Raw genomic sequence first — 19851 nt, forward strand, 5'->3', positions numbered from 1 at the left:
CATTGCCTTGGACATTGACCTTTTCTTGATCGACGTGCCTTGCAAGCGGCTGCTTTAAAAGCATGGGCTGGCAAAGATGAGAATATTGCTGTTGCACAAAAGGCATTTCATCACCGTGCTCGGATGAACCATCTTGCGGCTTTAGGACAATGGACTAAAGAGCAGGAACAGGTGAGTGCTTGAATTGCCATAGACTTGGGTTTCCATAAGGGAGTACGGTGATTGTCCTTGATGCAAACGTTTTGCTTTAGAAGGAAGAGCAATCAAATGCATAAGTTTTCGCATGAGCCATGCTCCTTTATAAAGAATACAGATTTTTGGATTTAACAATTTCAAGATTGGATTGTACTCATTGTGGAGCCGGAAGTGCTGATGGATGGGCCGTCGTGTCAGCATTCCATTGCGCGTTGCTTCGAGGTGACACATGCTGTTTTACAGACTGTCTTTAAAGAATTGTTTGAAGCTCGTGTTGTTTTAGAGGGGATGATTTTAAAGCCCAATATGGTGATTGATGGAAAAGATGCGCGCAAGGCTGGTATTGAAGAAGTCGCTGAAAAGACTGTCCGTGTGCTTAAACAAACTGTACCTTCTGCTGTTCYAGGAATTGCTTTTCTTGTCTTCCGGTCAATCAGATCAGGAAGCAACGGCGCATTTATCGGCCATGAATTCTTTGGGCRCATTGCCTTGGACATTGACCTTTTCTTGATCGACGTGCCTTGCAAGCGGCTGCTTTAAAAGCATGGGCTGGCAAAGATGAGAATATTGCTGTTGCACAAAAGGCATTTCATCACCGTGCTCGGATGAACCATCTTGCGGCTTTAGGACAATGGACTAAAGAGCAGGAACAGGTGAGCGCTTGAAGCACAAGCTCTATACCTAAATGCAGGAGATTTTGCCTGTTTCTGCGTAATTTTGGATGTCTTCATCGTGATAAAAATAGCGAGGACCCTTTAGGTTTTAAAGCTTTCTCAGAGCGTTTTTTCTTTGGATATTTTAAAAGTCTTTATGAATTGCATCGAGAGATAAGATTGCGAGAGAGGTGCGATTGTAGGAAGGGGAGAAGGTACTTTAAAGGAAATTTATGAATGCGCAGTATCTTCGTTGTTATGGTTTGTGAGGTGGACTCTTGTTTTTTGAAGTGAAAATCATAAAGTTGGTACTATCTTAAGAAGAGTTTGATATTGTGATATTCCTTCTTTTTCATGTTATTATTGCTTGTCATCAGCACAATCCATTTGAGTGCAATCTCAAAAGTTGGGTAAGCGGGTCGATTGAAGAGCTGTGATTTCTGATGGGATTAGACATACAGCTTATGAAGCTTTTTTGCATCAGGATAGCTTTCTCTATCAATGGGGGTGTCTTTTTATTAATGAGCGGATTTAGTTGCTTTTGCTAACAAAAATGGATTTGCATCTCAATAAAATGCATGTTTTTTTGTTAAAATGAATAAATTTTTCTTGTATTTGTGATGCTATAATGGAAAATGACGCATTCTTATAAGACTTACAGTAGCGCGGCTGAAGAATAGAGGGGGGAGTCGTGAACAGCATATCTGCTAACAAGAGCAATATCCAAGAAAAAAATCCAGATGCAAAAAAGGGTATTCCTTCAATTATAATACGTAAAGTATTCAATATAATACGTATAATATTAGCTGGGATATTTAGACTGTTTATTTTTACAATTTTTCTTATCATGTTCCAAATGCGTGGACTGGTTCATACCGCACTAAGCTTCATTGCGGGTGCGAGTGGATTAGCGTGCTTTTTCTTTTTTTTCGGATACCTCTTACAACGCCACGAAGCAACAGCCGATGAAGCTGGGATATCGCTCACATTACTCTTAGCAATTGGTGAAGGGGTTTTTTCTGTTTGCTCTCTGTATGCTATGTGGGGGTACGACGCTCTCTTATACCGTTTAGCACCTGAAGGGTATGAACTTATTCTCTTTGAATAAATAGAGCGCACTTTGTTTGTACACAAATCAAAATGGGAGGCGGATAGCTTCTCAAATTCTTAATAATCGCTCTCCAAAACATGACATCAGATTTGCATTTAATGAAGGAATTAATAAGCTTTTATTCTTAAGATCAAGACAATCCTTACGGGACGCCTAACGGTGTCTTTACCCTAAGATACAAAAACGGCTTGTTTTGTCTTTTTCACGTGGCTTTGAAATCATGATATAAGGGGAAAGCTTTGTGCTTTTCTTAAAATCGCCCATGCAATACCAATGCGCTGCTTTTGCCTCCCAGAAAGCATAGGCCCACGTTCTTTTCCTCGTGTCTCCAAACCACTCAGGTAAAGCTTGAATCAATTCAAGTGCATTTGTTGCTTTGCCTGCGGTAAGAATTTCTTCTTCCATAGCATTGTCAGTTCAAAAAAGATGAGCTGTTTGCAATCATTTTATTTGAAATCTTTATCTCTCACGAGAAGGGGGCTTATGCTGATTTTTCAAAATGATCTTTGAATTTAAAAAACGCAGCCATCACAATTTATAGGTGTTTCAGACCTATCTATTTTTGTTGGATGCGTTTTTGAATCACTCTTTAGAATGTACTCTCTACAGCACAAAAAAGCCTCATCGCTTCACGAGGCAAAAAATCCTTGTGCCTCACGAGGATGAGGTTTTTACATACCAATATTGCCAAAACGATTTTTGAACTTAGAAAGGCGACCGCCACGGTCTACGAGTGTCTGGGACCCACCTGTCCATGCTGGATGCGTTCTTGGATCAATATCTAGATTAAGGGTATCCCCTTCTTTTCCCCAAGTGGAGCGCGTTGTATATTGAGTTCCATCCGTCATAACAACGGTAATTTTGTGATAGTTAGGATGAATATTCGCTTTCATGCGTCAAACCTTTTGCGTTTATAGAATGAAAGAACACTTACTCGATTTTTTAAGTGCGCTTCCTTTGTCTTTTTGATACATTGATTAAAGTATTTATTCCTATAGCTGAGCACGCATTAAAAAACAAGTGTTCAAGATGCATCATTGTGCCACGTGTTATAAATCATTCAATATAGTGAGCGAAGTTTTATGAAATTATATCGTCATTCAGAACAATCTGCAAAGTCTTCCCTTAAAAAATCTTCCTTCTCTTCGCTTGCCATTTTTGTTCCTTATCTTTTGCGCTATCGTTGGCTGTTTATCTTTGCCTTTGTTGCTTTGTCTGTTGCGGCTCTTGTCACATTGGCTTTGCCCATCGCGATCCGTCAAATGTTTGATCATGGATTTTCTTCTTCAAGCCATGGGCATATCAATTTTTACTTCGGAATTTTGTTTGCATTAGCCTTGGTTCTCGCCTTTTCTTCAGCGTGCCGTTATTATTGTGTCATCACCTTGGGAGAACGAATTGTTGCTGATTTACGGCGGGATGTGTTTGTCCATATTATGAAACTTTCTCCTGCTTTTTTTGATCGGTCGCATTCAGGTGAGATTGTTTCAAGACTTCTAACAGATACGACACAAATAAAATTGGCTGTTGGCTCGACTGCCTCTACCGCTTTGCGTCAGTTGATTATCGTGATTGGGGCTGTCGTGATGATGGTGATCACCAATGCTAAATTGTCTTTGCTGGTTCTGGCTGCTATTCCTGTTGTGGCAATTCCTTTGGTGGCTTTTGGGCGTAAAGTTCGTTCACGTACGCGGGCGGCACAAGATCGCCTCGCCGATGCTAATGCTGTTGCAACAGAACAGGTTAGCGCTATTCGCACGGTGCAAGCTTTTACTGCTGAAAAACTTGTTGCGACACGTTTTTCACAGTTGGTAGAACGCGCCTTTCAAACAGCACGGGCTTCTGTCATTTTGCGTTCCTTTTTTACTGGTTTTGCAATTTTTTTGGTTTTTAGCAGTGTGGTTGCTGTTTTGTGGATTGGATCGCGGGATGTTTTGAATGGAACGATGACAGGGGGGACATTAGGGCAATTTGTCCTTTATGCCGTTTTTGGAGCCTCAACCTTTGCGCAATTATCAGAACTTGGGGCAGAACTCATTCAAGCTGCAGGTGCGGCTGAACGATTGGCCGAATTGTTGCAAGAACAGCCTATGATTTTAGCGCCAAAAAATCCTGTTTCTTTGGCAAAACCTGTTCGAGGCGAACTTGTTTTTGATCATGTTGATTTTACCTATCCTTCTCGACCACAAGAGAAAATTTTACACTCGCTTTCCTTTTCTATCAAAGCCGGTGAAACAGTTGCTTTTGTTGGTGCTTCAGGGGCAGGAAAAAGCACACTTTTTTCTTTAATCCTGCGTTTTTATGATCCAACAAGTGGAAAAATTCGGCTGGATGGCATGGAAATTGATCGTCTTTCTTTGCAAGATTTACGTGGTGCAATCTCTTATGTTCCGCAAGATGTTGCTATTTTTGATGGTACATTGCGTGATAATATTGTTTTTGGGACTGAAAATGCTGTGGAAGAGGAAATTCTTGCGGCCGCTAAAGCAGCCAATGCACTTGAATTTATTGAAACTTTGCCAAACGGTTTGGATACGCAAGTTGGAGAACGTGGAACCATGCTTTCTGGGGGGCAAAAACAGCGTATCGGTATTGCTCGGGCGATTTTAAGAAATGCACCGCTCTTGCTGCTGGATGAAGCAACATCTGCTTTAGATGCAAACAGTGAAAAACTCGTGCAAAAAGCTTTAGAAGGCTTGATGCAAAACCGTACAACATTGGTGATCGCGCACCGTTTGGCAACAATTTTAAAAGCGGATCGTATTCTTGTGATGGATAAAGGCGCCCTTGTGGAAGAAGGAACCCATGCCGAACTTGTGGCAAAAAATGGTGTTTATGCTTATCTGGCAAAATTGCAATTTTCACCCGAATAAGGGCTCTTGAGATAAGAGCAGTAATTTTAAGGGCATAAATACCCCTCTTTACAGCCATGCTTATCAGTTTTAAGGGCTGGCTTTTCTTTAAAGTGCATCAATCTCCAGAGCTGTTTAATTAAATACAAATTGTTGTATTGCAGCAATAAAAAATATCTATATTTTGTATATTATATCCATTAAAATGTAATATATAGATAATTGCGAATCGTATATACACATAATGATACAATATCGAGGTGTTGATGAGAAGGTTGCATAAACGATTAGCTAAAAAAGAGGGAAATAATGGATGAAGAAATACAACAGGTAATTGATAATCCTGTAAAAGAAGAAACTAATAATTCCCGAATAATAGTTAACATTAAGTTCATTTTGAAGTGGGTGAGGAAATTTGGGTATCTAGGATTTAGCGTGATGGGTTTAACCCTCTTGAAAGAGTTTTTGGTTTCTTTGGGATACTCAACGAACGTGTTGTTAGGCTTTGCAATGGGAATAGTGTTTTGTGTGGTAGGCATAATGCTGGTAGCCAAAATTTATCATAACAAACAATTGACTGAACAACTTAAGCAAAAAGATCGAGAATATCAGATATATAAAAAGATTGTTGAAGAAGGAGAACAAAGGCTTTTTGAAAAAACGCAAAAAATATCAAAGGAGTGGGTTGAGAAATGGGATGAGGGAATAAGGCAATGGGAAAGGGATATACTAGGGATAAAAAATCCTAGAGCAGGCATGAAAGTTCACGGGAACAGACCTTCATTGGTAAAGAATATTTGTGCGCAAGGGGAGAGAGAATTGCCTTTATTGTATAAAGAGGCACTCGCAACAGAACTGACTGATGAGCAGATTGCAAAAATATATCATCTTTTGAATGAAACACTTTTTGAGGAACATTATGTAAAAGCAGGGAAATTCATGGAAGAGAATGGAATTTCTCTGCAAGGATTTGTTAATACTCATACGAATAAAGAACATTATAAACCTACAACGTTATTGCTTCATTGGTTGTTGTATGTTCTTGATGATGTGATTATAGCTGAATGCAAAAAGCAAAAAGAAAAACTATCTAAAAAGAAGAATGAAAAGCAAAAATTTGCAGATACTTTGTGGGACAACATATCTATACCTACTACAGAATATGAAGAGATAGAGAAAATGTTCAATGACAGGAATTCTTTGTCTAATCAATGTGCACTGTTACTATATTGTAAAAAGGATGTGCTGTCGTTATTGTATGATATTTCCAGTGATTATAAAACGGCGAGAGAGACTTTTATTTACTATAAGAAGCTCATTAAAACAGTCAAAAAGGGCTATATGGCTTTTGATAAGGGGTGCTCTTATACCATAGTTAAAGATACAATCAATACGTGTAAAAATAATGATGCAAGTATGGAACAAGATTCTTCCATTGTTGAAGGGACTCTAACATTAAAAAAAGCTTACGCATCAGGTGCTAGAGGATGGTTGAGATCCTCAAATGAGAAATGTGATGATCGGTTGATTTTTTGGGAGAAGCTTGTTGGAATAAGCAATTCACAAAAAAAATTAAAAATTATTTTCGGTGAAAAGCAGCTAAAGAAACTGGAAGAGGCTGTTGAAAAGGAGCGAGAACAGGTTAAGAGAGAAATGCGGGAAGCGATTTTTGAAAAAAAGGATTTTTGTTACTACAGATCTCGTGCACATTTCATAGGCTGTTTACAAGACGATTAAATGAAGGGGGAGGGTGGAGTGCAGTGGATTTGCTGAAATCTTTGTCACTGTGAGGGGTGAAAACTCTTGAGAGGCATATGTGACGGTTCTTAACAGAGAAGAGAGGCGGTTGGAGGCAAGCTTTTKGCGACACGTGTAGGGGKTATTTTTAAGAGAAGAAGGAGGCTTGTTTCTGGTGTGCTTGTTGCTTCTTGAAGCGTTTTGTTGTGATGGTGTTTTGTGTTTTCTAGTTTGTTTGTAGAGGAATTGAGGGGGACAACAGTGTCAATAATATTGGCTAGGCTGTCATTGTATTTTTAGGTTTTTTGGGGTGCTTGATCGTTGGTGATGGTTTTGTGAACTATTTGTATGCGGGGTGTTCTATTGCAAATTTGCAGGTTTTCTTTCCAAAAGCTCTCGGCTCGACTAGCGGATAAGCTAAATCAAGAGCAGCAGTGTCAAGACAAGCGAAGTTCTGTAGGCTTTCTCATCACAATTTTCCGAATTTTTTCATCATTTTCATCATATTGTGTGATTTGTTGAGATAGGTTGCGTGATGAGGAGTATTCAGAGGGGGCGTGTTCGTATTGCCTTTTAAAAAGACGTCCTTTTGAGCGCTTAATGTGAGGGCTAAATGCCTTTTTTGAGGGTTTTTTCTAACTTGGTGCGAATGTGTTCATTGCCGGCGATGATGTTCTTTTTGCGGAAGATATCATCACCACCTTCTTTATCGGTGACAAAACCTCCAGCTTCGCGAACCATCAATATTCCAGCAGCCATATCCCAAATTTGCAGGTTGTCTTCCCAATAGCCATCAGTTCGACCAGCAGCAACATAGGCTAAATCAAGAGAAGCAGCGCCAAAACGGCGAAGTCCAGCAACTTCCATCATCACATTGCGCAATTCAATAAGATAGGTTCCATGACCAGGGCGACCAAAATGAGGCATGCCGGTGGCAATGACACAATCTTCTAGTCTTTTCCGTGCAGAAACGCGACAGCGCCGGTCGTTGAAAAAAGCACCACTGCCGCGTTCTGCGGTAAAGAGCTCATCATTTACGGGGTTGTAAATGACACCCGCAACAATTTTACCTTGGCTTTCTAAAGCAATGGAAACAGCAAAAAAAGGAATGCCATGGAGAAAATTTGTGGTACCATCTAAAGGGTCAACAATAAAACGATGTTGTGAATCTTCTCCAACGATTTCTTCAGACTCTTCCATCAGAAAACCAAATTTGGGGCGTGCTTTGCTTAATTCGTTGAAAATAATTTTTTCCGCTTTGCGATCGGCTTGGCTGACGTAATCGGCTGGCCCTTTTAAAGACACTTGCAAATTTTGTACTTCACCATAATCACGCACCAACGAGCGTCCTGCTTTCATGGCAGCTTGCACCATGACATTCATGATTGCAGAATGGGCCATTTTTTATTCCTTTATTTATCTTTTTCATTTGCACGACGCAAATAAATCAATTCGTTGGTGTCGACAATGATACGCTCACCAGCATTCATAAAAGGAGGTACAAGAATACGAATCCCGTTTTCAAGAATGGCAGGTTTATAAGAAGCGGTGACCGTTTGTCCTTTGAGAGCCGGATCGGCTTCCACAATCGTGACAGCAACTTGATCAGGAAGTGAGATGCCGATAGGCTTTTCTTGATAAAGTTCAACTGTGACAGTCATTCCATCTTGCAAGAAAGCAGCACGTTCACCCACAAAATCCTTTTGAAGTTCAAGTTGTTCATACGACTCTGAATCCATAAAGACCAAAGCATCTCCTTGTTGATAAAGAAAGGTAAAATCCTTTTGTTCAAGGCGAACGCGCTCAACCGTCTCAGCAGCACGAAAGCGTTCATTGAGTTTTGTCCCATCCAGTAAATTTTTTAGTTCAACTTGATTAAATGCACCACCTTTTCCAGGTTTAACGGCATTACATTTCACTGCAACCCACAAGCTTCCTTGATGCTCGATCACATTACCAGGACGAATTTCATTGCCATTAATTTTCATCGTTTCTATCCAATTCTATTTTTGCAAAAAGAGCTCTCGTGTTGCCTTTATGGCGCTTTTCTTTGCTGCCTTTAACAGTGAGCGCTTTTGTTATTTTGGGGCTCAAATTCCTTTGTTCGTCTTGCGACTTTCTCATGGTCCTCTGTGTGCTCTTTATTGTTCTTGCTCAAACTCCCTTTGCGTATGGTTTTTGCAAAGAGAAAAGCTTAAGGACAAAAGGACCTTGATGTATTTTTGCTTTTCAACTCTTTGCAAGACCATAAAAAGTGCCAAGACGCAAGCTTTTTAAAAATTTGTGCAAAATTTTTTGAGACTTTTGGGAAACTTTTTTGGGGTTTTGGGGAAATTTTATTCCATCATATCGTAAAATATTATTGAGATTAATGATAGAGGTTCTGTAAAACCATGAGGCATTTTTTATGAGAATGCGTGGTGAGAATGCATGGTGAATATGAGAAGGGGGAACTTGTCTGGATAATCTTGTGGAATAAACCCCATAAAATGGGAAGCTGAGTTTTGTTCTGAGAAGCCGGATTGCTGAGAAATTGGGTCGGGAAGGGGCTTTTGTCCTTTAAGGTGTATGAGGTCTGTTAAGAACAGAGCGTGTAGCACCTTATAGCGCGTATCGCGTTATAGAGAATGTGGTGCACTATCACATAAGGTTAGCTTGCGTTCTCATCAGCGATAAGCTGTAGAATGGCTCTTTGTTTTATCGAAGTGAGTGTTCTAAATCTTTTGAGCAACAGGTATTCTTCTGTGCTGAAGATGACTTCATCGTGAGAGGAGAGGGCATGTTGTTTTGTGATGACATCTGCATAAAAAAAGGAAACTGGAACATTAAGAATATCGGAAATTTCCTTTAACCGCCCTGCGCCGACACGGTTTAAGCCTTTTTCATATTTTTGAATTTGCTGAAAGCTTATTCCTAAAGCATGCCCTAAAGTTGTTTGAGACATCTTTAGCATTTGTCGTCTCAAGCGAATTTTCTTGCCAACAAAAAGATCAATATTAAGATTTTGAGATTGCATTGTTCCCCGCCAAGTGCGAGCGCCCTCGCATAAGTATTCCGGGAGTCAAAAATACTGAACTCAAATCAGCTTTTTTGCTTTTAGTGCTGGTAAGCACCTGGACATAGCAAAAACTCCCGGAATTCCGGGATACCCACAGAGTAGGGTAAATTCATGTTTGAGTTTTCGGGTTTTTGAATCCCTATTGGTCGTTGCGTATGCGACCAAAACACCTTTTAACTCATAAAGGAATTTCAGCAAATTGGCAATAAAAAACAGCTTTTTAATGAGAAGTGGTGTTTTTCTCATGAAAGAAATAAAATACTCCTAAATGGGGAGACTTTGAATAGAGCGTGTCGTTTAGCGTCTTATGAAGTGAATTGTATGAAATGGCGGCTCAAGAGGCGTTTTCAAAGGTTGGATTGTTTACAGATGACTGTTTAGTGGTGTGGATTAAGATCTTTGTTTTTTTGCAGTGTGGGAAAATCAGAACAGATATATTGATAGCAACGCGTGCACATCATTTCAAATCAAAAAGCATCGAGGAGGCTATTTTGTAAAATACGCGTGAATGTTTATGAACAGAGTGCGTTATCATATAATATTAGCTTGCGTTTTCATCCATGATAAGCTGTAGAATGGCTCTTTGTTTTATCGACGTGAGCGTTCTAAATCTTTTGAGCAACAGATATTCCTCTGTGTTGGAGATGACTTCATCGTGAGAGGAGAGGGCATGTTGTTTTGTGATGACATCTGCATAAAAAAAGGAAACTGGTACATTAAGAATATCGGAAATTTCCTTTAACCGCCCCGCGCTGACACGGTTTAAGCCTTTTTCATATTTTTGAACTTGTTGGAAGCTTATCCCTAAAGCGTGCCCTAAGGCTTTTTGAGACATCTTTAGCATTTGTCGTCTCAAGCGAATTTTCTTGCCAACAAAAAGATCAATATTAAGATTTTGAGAGTTGTATAAAATAGAAGAGCTTGTGTGAGGTTTTGAGCTTTTTGCGTTTTTTAAATTTCACACATTGTATGCCGTTTCAGCACCCTAAGGGCGGGGCGTTCCGATAGAGTAGGGAAGGTATGAGCATACGGTAGGATAAGAGTATTCTTAAGCTGTTTACGTTTTAAAGTTTACGATAAATCATAATTTTGGCAATATTTAGCTAAATATATGGAGTGCACTTACAACAGCTCGTTTAAGCCGAATAAGTGAGGGCCCTCATAGCAGATTTCCCATTTAAAATATTAGAAAATGCTCTACGAGACAGAGCAAGTTATTCAGTTGCTTCAATCACAGGTCAGTCAAGTTTTGCGATTACATCTTCGCGTAATCATTCGCTAGGGTGTGGAGCATTTTCCATTGTTTTTAAAGTCATCATTCTCGTGTCGTTATGAAATACAGAAAAAAATTATTTTTATGGTTAAAAACGAGGGTTTTTATAGAAGTGAAAATTTCTGCGTTTTTTGCAAGAACTTTTAAGTCTTTACGTTTAAAATATCAGAGAGTGTTCACATTCAATCGTGGATTCATTTAGGACGAGTACTGAGATAAGCACGTGGTTCTCCATCCACATTATATTGAAGTAAAGACACTATAACTCTATTATTTAATTGTATTCTATAACTCAAACTCACACCCATGTTTTGCTGTTTTTTGGGTTGATCTGTATAAATCACATTATATCGATTTTGTCGCAACATATTGATAAATAAAGGCGTAAAGTTGTCTGCTGTGTCATTTTTCTTTATAAGAAGTGTGGTTGTAGTTGGTGGTAAAGACCTTTTGATATTGCTAATAAAACTGTTAGCGACCAGTTTAGCCTGACGCTTCGTAAGATTTTGATCAACATAATTTGATGTATAACTGCTCACGGATACGCAACCAGCCACAAACACAACCGGTGACAAAAATAAATATTTTAACATCTTACTCCCCCCTGCTTTAATTCTATACTTTATTGTGAGTAATTTTACACCTTATAGGCTCTCTTGCGAAGCTTCTATTCCAGAAATAAGAGCAATTTCGCTTATAGCTATACTACAACATATTGGTTTCAAATCAAGTGGTAATTCATCAATGAATAATGACTCCGGCTTTAAGGTTGCTTCATGTGCTTCTTGCGGTGTCTATTTTAAATAAACGGTTGCTTTTGGTGACTGTGATAAAAAAGTAATCTTTTGCACTTGCATGTTCAGATCATGTTCTCTATCGTCATTATAAAATGATGTGTTAGGTACCGTTTTAGATTGACCAAATCAATTTTCAAACATTGCTTTTTGAGGGCTACCTTTTAAAAATATACATGAATGCTTATCCTGTTTGCTGTACAGTGCTATCGGTTGAGGTGTCACTGTAAGGCATAAAACTTTGCACATGTGATGTTTTTACGAGAATGCGTGGTGAATATGAGAAGGGGAAACTTGTCCGGATAATCTTGTGGAATAAACACCATAAAATGGGAAGCGCAATGAGTTGCGTTCTGGAGAGGCCAGCTTGTTTGCTAACAAGATCGGGAAGAGATTTCTTTCCAGTGAAGATGTGTAAGGCAAGTCAAGAACAGAACATGGTGCGTCCTATAGTATGATATTAGCTTGCGTTTTCATCCATGATGAGCTGTAGAATGGCTCTTTGTTTTATCGAAGTGAGCGTTCTAAATCTTTTGAGCAACAGGTATTCTTCTGTGCTGAAGATGACTTCATCATGAGGAGAGAGGGCGTGTTGTTTTGTGATGACATCTGCATAAAAAAAGGAAACTGGAACACTGAGGATATCGGAAATTTCCTTTAACCGCCCTGCGCTGACACGGTTTAAGCCTTTTTCATATTTTTGAATTTGTTGAAAGCTTACACCTAAAGCGTGCCCTAAGGCTTTTTGAGACATTTTTAGCATTTGTCGTCTCAAGCGAATTTTTTTGCCAACAAAAAGATCAATATTAAGATTTTGAGATTGCATTTTCCCCACCGGTTGCGAGCGCCCTCGCATAAGTATTCCGGGAGCTTGAAAATACTGAAACCTAATCAGCCTTTTTGCTTTTAGTGCTTAAAGCACCTGGACATAGCAAAAACTCCCGGAATTCCGAGATACCCACAAAGTGGGGTAAATTCATGCTTAGGTTTCGGGTTTTCAAGGCCCTATTGGTCGTTGCGTATGCGACCAAGACACTTTTCAAGTCATAAAGGAATTTCAGAAAATTTACAATAAAAAATAGTTTTTAGTGAGAAGTGGTGTTTTTCTCATGAAAGAAATAAAGCCTCTATATCGAGGGAGTATGGCTTTGAACAACGCGTATCGCTTTGTAGAGAGCATGGAGTGCACTATCATATAATATTAGCTTGCGTTCTCATCAGCGATGAGCTGTAGAATGGCTCTTTGCTTTATCGAAGTGAGTGTTCTAAATCTTTTGAGCAACATGTATTCCTCTATGCTGGAGATGACTTCATCATGAGGAGAGAGGGTATGTTGTTTTGTGATGACATCTGCATAAAAAAAGGAAACTGGAACACTGAGGATATCGGAAATTTCCTTTAACCGCCCTGCGCTGACACGATTGGCGCCTTTTTCGTATTTTTGAATTTGTTGAAAGCTTATTCCTAAAGCGTGCCCTAAAGTTGTTTGAGACATCTTTAGCATTTGTCGTCTCAAGCGAATTTTTTTGCCGACAAAAAGATCAATATTAAGATTTTGAGATTGCATTTTCCCCACCGGTTGCGAGCGCCCTCGCATAAGTATTCCGGGAGTCTGAAAACACTGAACCCTAGTCAGCATCTTGCTTTTAGTGCGGACAAGCACCTGGACATAGCAAAATCTCCCGGAATTCCGGGATACCCACAGAGTGGGTTTATTTTTACGCTAGGGTTTTAGGATTTTCAGTTCCCTCTTGGTCGTTGCGTATGCGACCAAGACACTTTTTAACTCATAAAGGAATTTCAGAAAATTTACAATAAAAAACAGCTTTTTTAATGAGGAGTGGTGTTTTTCTCATGAAAGAAACAAAGTACCCCCAAAATGGGGAGACTTTAAATAGAGAGGGTAGCTTAGTGTCTCATGAAGTGAATTGTATGAAATGGTTGCCTAAAAGGGCATTTTCAGAAGTTGGATTATTTACAGATGACTGTTTAGCGGTGTGAGGTTAAGGTCTTTTTTTTCGAAGTGTGGGGAGGCAAGCAAAATATTTAAAATTGATCATCGCTCTTTAAAATTCTTTCTTTTATTTAAGAGCGTGTGGAGGCAATTCTTTTACCATTGTGTTCTTTTTTCTCTTGAAATGTCTCATGGCAAAAAAGCATACACTGTTGAAAAAAATATTGTTAGCTGTGTGAAACAACATTTTTGTTATATTTTTCTCTGCGATTAACATGGCGTGGGAATATCACATGTTCTCCAATAAAAACAAAATTTGGATTGATAAAATACCAACCTTTGCGGATATGTTTGGCTATTATCTTAGCTTCTTCTAGCTCTGCCAAGCCACGTGAAAATGTTGATGATGATAGAGACGATGTATGTTTTTGAAGGGCGTGTTTTGGGGGTGCGTATTTTTTTTGATTGAGAAAATCACGCAAAACAAAAACATCTAAAGGTATGGGATCTTTACAGATCGTCTTATTTTTAAATATCCACGCTAATATTTCAAAAGCCTTTATACCCGATGAACCAAGCTTGTAAAATAACCCAATCTGAGAAACGTGTTGTTTTGTAAACTGTCTACACTCAAGATCTTCCTGAATCGTAGGAATGGTTTTTTCATCTGTTGAATAAGGGGATTTTTCTCTCAGTATGGATTCTCTTTTAATGGCAGGGTGCGCATCTCCAAATGGTTTTTGTCGTTCAAATGGATTTTTTACACACCTGATGGTTTGCTTTCTCTGTTTAGCTAATGTATGAATTGTCATTTAAATAATAATACAATTGTCAGTTTGGTAGCGAGTTTTAATGAGATGTAACATTTAACGAAATTTATGTCAATAATTTTCTTCTTTAGAAAGTAGAAAAAATATAGAAATTATTTCTTTTTGTATTTGATAGCTTGTTACAAGAGTGAAATTGCTGCCTAAAAATTCTTGGTGGACAGTTATAATGAACGATATTAATTTGCGAAAGTTAGAGTACTCGCCTATAAAAAATCCATTTCTGAATAAACATCAAATACGCATTTGTGGTAAAACTATTACAACAAATGTTGAATACCAAGAATTTAATAATCCCAATACACATGAAGCTGTGAGCATAATTTTGTCTCATATTGCTGAGGAAGAAGTTGAAGAAATTGTAAAAACAGATGAAAAATATTTTGTGGAAACATTTATTGAAAATGTTCGAAAAACTTTTAATCTAACCCGTACGGGATATCGTATTTTCATAGAGGTTTTTCAAATATATCAATCCACTCAATTAACAGATAGTATTACTTTAGCTTGGCTGAATGGTGGTTTAAATGGTGAAAAGTCTGATATGACTGACAGGACATTTCACAATGGCTTAAAAGAACTCATAGCTAAAGGTTTTTTAAAACCAAAATTGCGTAATCAGTATTGGGTTAATCCTGCGCTTTTCTTCAAAGGTGATCAATCTGTTGCATTCATACGAAAATACGAACTAAAATTATCTGCTTCTCATGAAAATCTTTCCAACAAAGGATAGCAAGTTAATCTCGTGGATTTTACAAAATAGGAAAGCTTAAGTGCAAAAGGACCTTTATGTATTTTTTGCTTTTCAGTTCTTTGCAAGACGATGAAAAGCGTTTAGACGCAAGCTTTTTAAAAAATTGCACAAAATTTTTTGGGATTTTTGGGAAATTTATTCCGTTGTGTCGTAAAATACCATCATTTAGAGCGATGATAGAAGCTCCCTAAAACCATGAGGTATTTTTATGAGAATGCATGGTGAATATTTGAGAGTGTAGCTTAGTGCCTCATGAAGTGAACCGTATGAAATGGTTGCCTAAAAGGGCATTTTCAGAAGTTGGATTATTTACAGATTATGGTTTAGCGGTGTGAGGTTAAGGTCTTTTTTTTTCGAAGTGTGGGGAGGCAAGCCAAATGTTTAGAATTGATCATCGCTCTTTAAAATTCTTTCTTTTCTTTAAGAGCGTGTAGAGGTAATTTCCTTGCCATTGTGCCCTTTTCGTCTCAGTATGGATTCTCTTTTAATAGAAGGGTGCGTATCTCCAAATGGTTTTCGTCGTTCAAATGGATTTTTTGCACACCTGATGGTTTGCTTTCTCTGTTTAGCTAATGTATGAATTGTCATTTAAATAATAATACAATTGCTAGTTTGGTAGTAATAATAAGATGCAACAGTTTAGAGAAAATATGTCAATAAATTTTTCTTATAAAAGAAGAAAAATTTCAAAAATATTCTTTTGTTGCTGTGATTACAATCTGAAAGCTGCCTATAAGCTTATGATGGGCAGTTAAATGAATGACCTTAATTTGAGAAAATTAGAATATTCACCTCTCGAAAATCCTTTTCTCAATAAATCCACAATATGCATTCGGGATAAAACTGTTACGACTTGTATTGGGTATCAAAAGTTAGTCGATTATAAGACGAATAAAATTTTAACTGTTCCTATTATTCATGTTAGAGATGAGAAAAATAATGAGGAACAGCTTTTACAAGCATTTGCAGACGGCATTCGAGAGGTTTTTAATTTATCCCTTACAGGGTATCGTGTTTTTGTCGAAGTTTTAAAAATATATCAATCTGTTCCGATAACAGATAGCATTACTTTAGCTTGGCTTAATGGTGGTTTAAATGGTGTGAAAGTGGATATGACAAATAGAACATTTCACAATGGCTTAAAAGAACTCATAGCCAAAGATTTTTTAAAACCAAAATTGCGTAATCAGTATTGGGTTAATCCTGCGCTTTTCTTCAAAGGTGATCAATCTGTTGCATTCATACGAAAACACGAACTAAAATTATCTGCTTCGCATGAAAATCTTCCAAACGATGAATAAAAAATGATTTTGAAAATTGTATAAAATAGAAAGGGATTCTGTGAGGTTTTGAGCTTTTTGCCTGCTTTAGCAGGTATAGAGCATGGTGTTGTTCTTGTGTCTGCTGCCTTCTGGGTCTTGAAGCATCTTTTGTTTATTCTTTTGATAAAGCCTTTCTAAGAGAAATTTGTGTCACGCAAAATTTAAGTTTGTTAAGGTGTTTTTAAAAAATAGGAAGGAGCTTTATGGCTTCTTTCTGCGCCTTTTCTCGTTGTGTGTTGTCCATCCCTTGGAGCATTATTTCAAGATCAGGGGCTTGCATTTTTGCTTCCTTTGCAAGCAGATACCATGCGGCTGCTGTTATTATATCGCCTTTTGTTCCGATGCCGTCTCGATAAAGCCTTGCAAGAGCAATTTGTGCTGGGGGTACCATTTTGGTGGCATTGTGAAGCAGCAAATGAAAAGCACGGTCAAAATCTTTCTCTCCGCCACGGCCTTGTATAAGCCATTGTGCTAAATGAAGCTGGGATTTTAAGTGGTTGTTTTGAGCTGCAACTTCCAGCAGTCTGCGGGCATTACGCTCATCCTTTGGTCGGTGTAAAGTGCCTAAGGAGAGAATTTTTGCCGCTGCAAAAGCAGCTTCTGCATCGCCAAGAGCAGCTCCTTTTAAGTGCCATTTTAAAGCTTGTTCGATGGCTTCATTTTCACTGCTTTGGGACGAGACGCCAGGGAGATTTTGTTTTTCCTGTGAGGCTTTATAAAGAAGAAGTTGTGCATAATAAAAATAGGCTTCCTTGACGCCTGCCTTGACAGACTGTCGAATAAACTGTTCACCAAGTTCTTGATTTTGTTTTACAAAATGTCCATCAAACAACATAAGTCCATAACGCAGTTGGGCTTGGGGTTCCCCTTGTCTTGCGGCGCGTTCAAACCATAACGCAGCCCGCGCCCCGTCAACAGGAACAGCGCATCCCTCCATATAAATTCGGGCAAGAAGCGTTTGGGCAAAAGGATCATTTTTTTCAGCACGCCGGAGAGCTTCACGAAAAGCTTTTAAATAATAGCCTTGGATGTAATAGTCATAAGCTTTGTCGTAGTCTCCAGCTTTTAAGGGCTGAAAATGTTCTTCTGGGTTTGAAGATTCTTGAGTCGTCTTGAAAGAGCGTTCAAAATCTGAGAGTTCTTCAATGTTTCCAGAAGAATTTACAACAGAACTTGCAAATCCCATTATACCTAGGATAAGCAGTTTAACGCTTTTCTTGATCATCGATGTTTCCTCCTCATTACCAATCAGAGTTTTCACATTTTTCTTTTATCATTACAAGCCATATAAGAATCCCATTGCTCTCTTATTTTTCCTTTTCGTTAAGGGAGGTTTGGGCACGTTTATAAAAATAGCATAAACGTTTATAAGAACCAGACTGTTTTAAACAGTGCTATTTTAAACAATTCAAACAACAAGGCTGAATGATCCAGAGAGACTATCTTTTCTTATAAACGCTTGTCATCCTTAAAATAAAAAGCGTCTACCATGAGGCAAAATACGCAATGAATTTTTAATGAAGAGTGGAGGAATTTTTAATGAAGAGCGGGGGAATTGCTGATGAAAAGTGTAAAATGCTGATGAAGAGAGGTCTGTAGACTCTAGAGGCGCGTGTCACATTATAGAGCGTGTTCGCATTCTATCGCATGATTTTAGCTTGCCTTCTCATCAGAAAGTAACTGCAAAATGGCTTTCTTTTTTACAGTTGTTAGAACTCTAAATTTTTTGAGCAGTTGGTATTCTTCTGTGCTGGAAATGATTTCATCATGATGATAAGGAGGCTGTTGTTTTGTGATGATATCCGCATAAAAAAAGGAAACTGGAACATTAAGAATATCGGAAATTTCCTTTAACCGCCCCGCGCTAACACGGTTGGCGCCTTTTTCATATTTTTGAACTTGTTGGAAGCTTATCCCTAAAGCATGCCCTAAAGTTGTTTGAGACATCTTTAGCATTTGTCGTCTCAAGCGAATTTTCTTGCCGACAAAAAGATCAATATTAAGAGTGTTGGTTTGCATTGTCCCCACCGGTTGCGAGCGCCCTCGCATGAGTATTCCGGGAGTTAAAAGTACTGAACCTAAATCAGCATTTTGCTTTTAGTGCTGGTAAGCACCTGGACATAGCAAAATCTCCCGGAATTCCGGGATACCCGCAAAGCGGGGTAAATTCATGTTTAGGTTTCAGGCTTTTAATCCCTATTGGTCGTTGCGTATGCGACCAAGACACCTTTTAACTCATAAAGGAATTTCATGAGGTTGGCAATAAAAAATAGTTTTTAATGAGAGTCCGTGTGGTTTTGATGCAAGTAATAAAGCATAACTATTTTTCTTATTGGAGATTGTTTGCTCGGGCAGATGATATAGTGTGTTTTCTTTGCCAATGAAAATGTCGTTAATTAAGCTTGTTGGTTTGCATTTTTCCCCGCCAAGTGCGCGCGCGCCCTTATGCGTATTCCGAGAGCCAAAAATACTGAATCTCAATCAGCTTTTTTGCTTTTAGTGCTGGTAAGCATCTGGACAGAGCAAAAACTCCCAGAATTTCAGGAAATCCGCAAAGCGGGATCAATTCATGTTTGTGTTTTCAGGATTTAGAGCCCTCTTTATTGTTGTGTATGCAATCAAAACATCCCTCAATGACATAAAGTAATTTTTAGGTAAATGATAATAAAAAAGAATGTTTCTTAATGTATAGGTTTGTAAAGCGAAAAGCAGCGTGTTTTTTGATGCAAGCAATATAAAGCGTTCACAAAAGGGGAGACTTTGAATAGAGCGTGGTATGCGCCGCTATCGCATGATTTTAGTTTGTATTCTCATCAGAAATGAGCTGTAAAATGGCTTTCTTTTTTACAGTTGTCAAAACTCTAAATTTTTTGAGTAGTTGGTATTCTTCTGTGTTGGAGATGATTTCATCATGATGATAAGGGGGCTGTTGTTTCGTGACAATATCTGCATAGAAAAAGGAAACTGGAACATTAAGAATATCGGAAATTTCCTTTAACCGCCCCGCGCTTACGCGATTTAAGCCGTTTTCATATTTTTGAACTTGTTGGAAGCTTATCCCTAAAGCGTGCCCTAAAGTTGTTTGAGACATTCTTAGCATTTGTCGTCTCAAGCGAATTTTTTTGCCAACAAAAAGATCAATATTAAGATTTTGATTTTGCATTTTCCCCACCGGTTTGCGAGCGCCCTCGCATAAGTATTCCGGGAGTCAAAAATACTGACCTCGAATCAGCTTTTTTGCTTTTAGTGCTGGTAAGCACCTGGACATAGCAAAAACTCCCGGAATTCCGGGATACCCGCAAAGCGGGGTAAATTGATGTA

Annotated in this window: 19 protein-coding genes and 2 pseudogenes; 7 read left to right on the forward strand and 14 right to left on the reverse strand. The window is 38.5% G+C overall.

Annotation, left to right across the window (positions count from 1 at the left end; all coding sequences use genetic code 11):
* From CER18_RS03935 to CER18_RS03945, 3 genes and pseudogenes are all read left to right on the forward strand, one after another.
* Positions 1–183: pseudogene (locus CER18_RS03935) on the forward strand (class I fructose-bisphosphate aldolase); the annotation flags it as partial.
* Between the two features lie 159 nt (positions 184–342).
* Positions 343–860, forward strand: a pseudogene (locus CER18_RS03940) (class I fructose-bisphosphate aldolase); the annotation flags it as partial.
* A gap of 679 nt (positions 861–1539) precedes the next feature.
* Positions 1540–1956 carry a hypothetical protein gene (locus CER18_RS03945; protein WP_245410043.1) on the forward strand — a complete coding sequence of 139 codons (417 nt, stop codon included), beginning with the start codon at positions 1540–1542 and terminating at the stop codon, positions 1954–1956.
* Positions 1957–2124: 168 nt separating this feature from the next.
* Here CER18_RS03945 and CER18_RS03950 read toward each other — a convergent pair whose 3' ends face one another.
* Both CER18_RS03950 and rpmE read right to left on the reverse strand, forming a co-directional pair.
* The gene (locus tag CER18_RS03950) at positions 2125–2364 is read right to left on the reverse strand and encodes a hypothetical protein (RefSeq protein ID WP_100128794.1); all 240 of its coding nucleotides are present in this window, start codon (positions 2362–2364) and stop codon (positions 2125–2127) included.
* A 266-nt stretch (positions 2365–2630) separates the two neighbouring features.
* Positions 2631–2852 carry a 50S ribosomal protein L31 gene (gene rpmE, locus CER18_RS03955; protein ID WP_005774581.1) on the reverse strand — a complete coding sequence of 74 codons (222 nt, stop codon included), beginning with the start codon at positions 2850–2852 and terminating at the stop codon, positions 2631–2633.
* Positions 2853–3041: 189 nt separating this feature from the next.
* Here rpmE and CER18_RS03960 point away from each other — a divergent pair, with 189 nt between their 5' ends.
* Both CER18_RS03960 and CER18_RS03965 read left to right on the forward strand, forming a co-directional pair.
* Entirely contained in the window at positions 3042–4832 is a 1791-nt protein-coding gene (locus CER18_RS03960; RefSeq protein ID WP_100128795.1) for an ABC transporter transmembrane domain-containing protein, read from the forward strand.
* A gap of 288 nt (positions 4833–5120) precedes the next feature.
* Positions 5121–6548: a hypothetical protein gene (locus CER18_RS03965; RefSeq protein ID WP_100128796.1), complete on the forward strand. Its 1428-nt coding sequence runs from the start codon at positions 5121–5123 to the stop codon at positions 6546–6548.
* Between the two features lie 609 nt (positions 6549–7157).
* Here the strand turns inward: CER18_RS03965 and CER18_RS03970 are convergent.
* The 9 genes from CER18_RS03970 to CER18_RS04015 form a co-directional block, all read right to left on the reverse strand.
* Positions 7158–7949: an inositol monophosphatase family protein gene (locus tag CER18_RS03970; RefSeq protein WP_100128797.1), complete on the reverse strand. Its 792-nt coding sequence runs from the start codon at positions 7947–7949 to the stop codon at positions 7158–7160.
* A gap of 11 nt (positions 7950–7960) precedes the next feature.
* Positions 7961–8536 (reverse strand): elongation factor P, encoded by a 576-nt coding sequence (gene efp / locus CER18_RS03975; protein WP_100128798.1) that lies wholly within the window; start codon positions 8534–8536, stop codon positions 7961–7963.
* Positions 8526–8672: a hypothetical protein gene (locus tag CER18_RS10250; protein WP_210199632.1), complete on the reverse strand. Its 147-nt coding sequence runs from the start codon at positions 8670–8672 to the stop codon at positions 8526–8528. The genes efp and CER18_RS10250 overlap by 11 nt, the downstream gene beginning before the upstream one ends.
* A gap of 526 nt (positions 8673–9198) precedes the next feature.
* Positions 9199–9564, reverse strand: coding sequence for a helix-turn-helix domain-containing protein (locus CER18_RS03980; protein WP_100128799.1), 366 nt, complete (start codon positions 9562–9564; stop codon positions 9199–9201).
* A gap of 583 nt (positions 9565–10147) precedes the next feature.
* Positions 10148–10519, reverse strand: coding sequence for a helix-turn-helix domain-containing protein (locus CER18_RS03990; RefSeq protein ID WP_100128801.1), 372 nt, complete (start codon positions 10517–10519; stop codon positions 10148–10150).
* 554 nt (positions 10520–11073) lie between these two features.
* Positions 11074–11472 carry a hypothetical protein gene (locus tag CER18_RS03995; protein WP_100128802.1) on the reverse strand — a complete coding sequence of 133 codons (399 nt, stop codon included), beginning with the start codon at positions 11470–11472 and terminating at the stop codon, positions 11074–11076.
* 661 nt (positions 11473–12133) lie between these two features.
* On the reverse strand, positions 12134–12499 hold the full coding sequence (locus CER18_RS04005; protein WP_180299382.1) for a helix-turn-helix domain-containing protein: 366 nt from the start codon (positions 12497–12499) through the stop codon (positions 12134–12136).
* A gap of 375 nt (positions 12500–12874) precedes the next feature.
* On the reverse strand, positions 12875–13240 hold the full coding sequence (locus CER18_RS04010) for a helix-turn-helix domain-containing protein (RefSeq protein ID WP_100128868.1): 366 nt from the start codon (positions 13238–13240) through the stop codon (positions 12875–12877).
* 614 nt (positions 13241–13854) lie between these two features.
* Positions 13855–14439, reverse strand: a complete 585-nt coding sequence (locus CER18_RS04015) for a hypothetical protein (protein WP_100128805.1) — start codon at positions 14437–14439, stop codon at positions 13855–13857.
* A gap of 184 nt (positions 14440–14623) precedes the next feature.
* Here CER18_RS04015 and CER18_RS04020 point away from each other — a divergent pair, with 184 nt between their 5' ends.
* Positions 14624–15187 carry a hypothetical protein gene (locus tag CER18_RS04020; RefSeq protein WP_100128806.1) on the forward strand — a complete coding sequence of 188 codons (564 nt, stop codon included), beginning with the start codon at positions 14624–14626 and terminating at the stop codon, positions 15185–15187.
* A 776-nt stretch (positions 15188–15963) separates the two neighbouring features.
* Entirely contained in the window at positions 15964–16509 is a 546-nt protein-coding gene (locus tag CER18_RS04025) for a hypothetical protein (RefSeq protein WP_100128807.1), read from the forward strand.
* A 202-nt stretch (positions 16510–16711) separates the two neighbouring features.
* Here CER18_RS04025 and CER18_RS04030 read toward each other — a convergent pair whose 3' ends face one another.
* From CER18_RS04030 to CER18_RS04040, 3 genes are all read right to left on the reverse strand, one after another.
* Positions 16712–17755 carry a tetratricopeptide repeat protein gene (locus CER18_RS04030; RefSeq protein ID WP_100128808.1) on the reverse strand — a complete coding sequence of 348 codons (1044 nt, stop codon included), beginning with the start codon at positions 17753–17755 and terminating at the stop codon, positions 16712–16714.
* 428 nt (positions 17756–18183) lie between these two features.
* Positions 18184–18579, reverse strand: a complete 396-nt coding sequence (locus tag CER18_RS04035) for a helix-turn-helix domain-containing protein (RefSeq protein ID WP_100128809.1) — start codon at positions 18577–18579, stop codon at positions 18184–18186.
* 748 nt (positions 18580–19327) lie between these two features.
* Complete coding sequence (locus CER18_RS04040) at positions 19328–19693, reverse strand: helix-turn-helix domain-containing protein (RefSeq protein ID WP_100128810.1); 366 nt, start codon at positions 19691–19693, stop codon at positions 19328–19330.
* Positions 19694–19851: the final 158 nt, after the last annotated feature.

The sequence above is a fragment of the Bartonella tribocorum genome, from assembly GCF_002777915.1.
GTDB lineage: Bacteria > Pseudomonadota > Alphaproteobacteria > Rhizobiales > Rhizobiaceae > Bartonella > Bartonella tribocorum_A.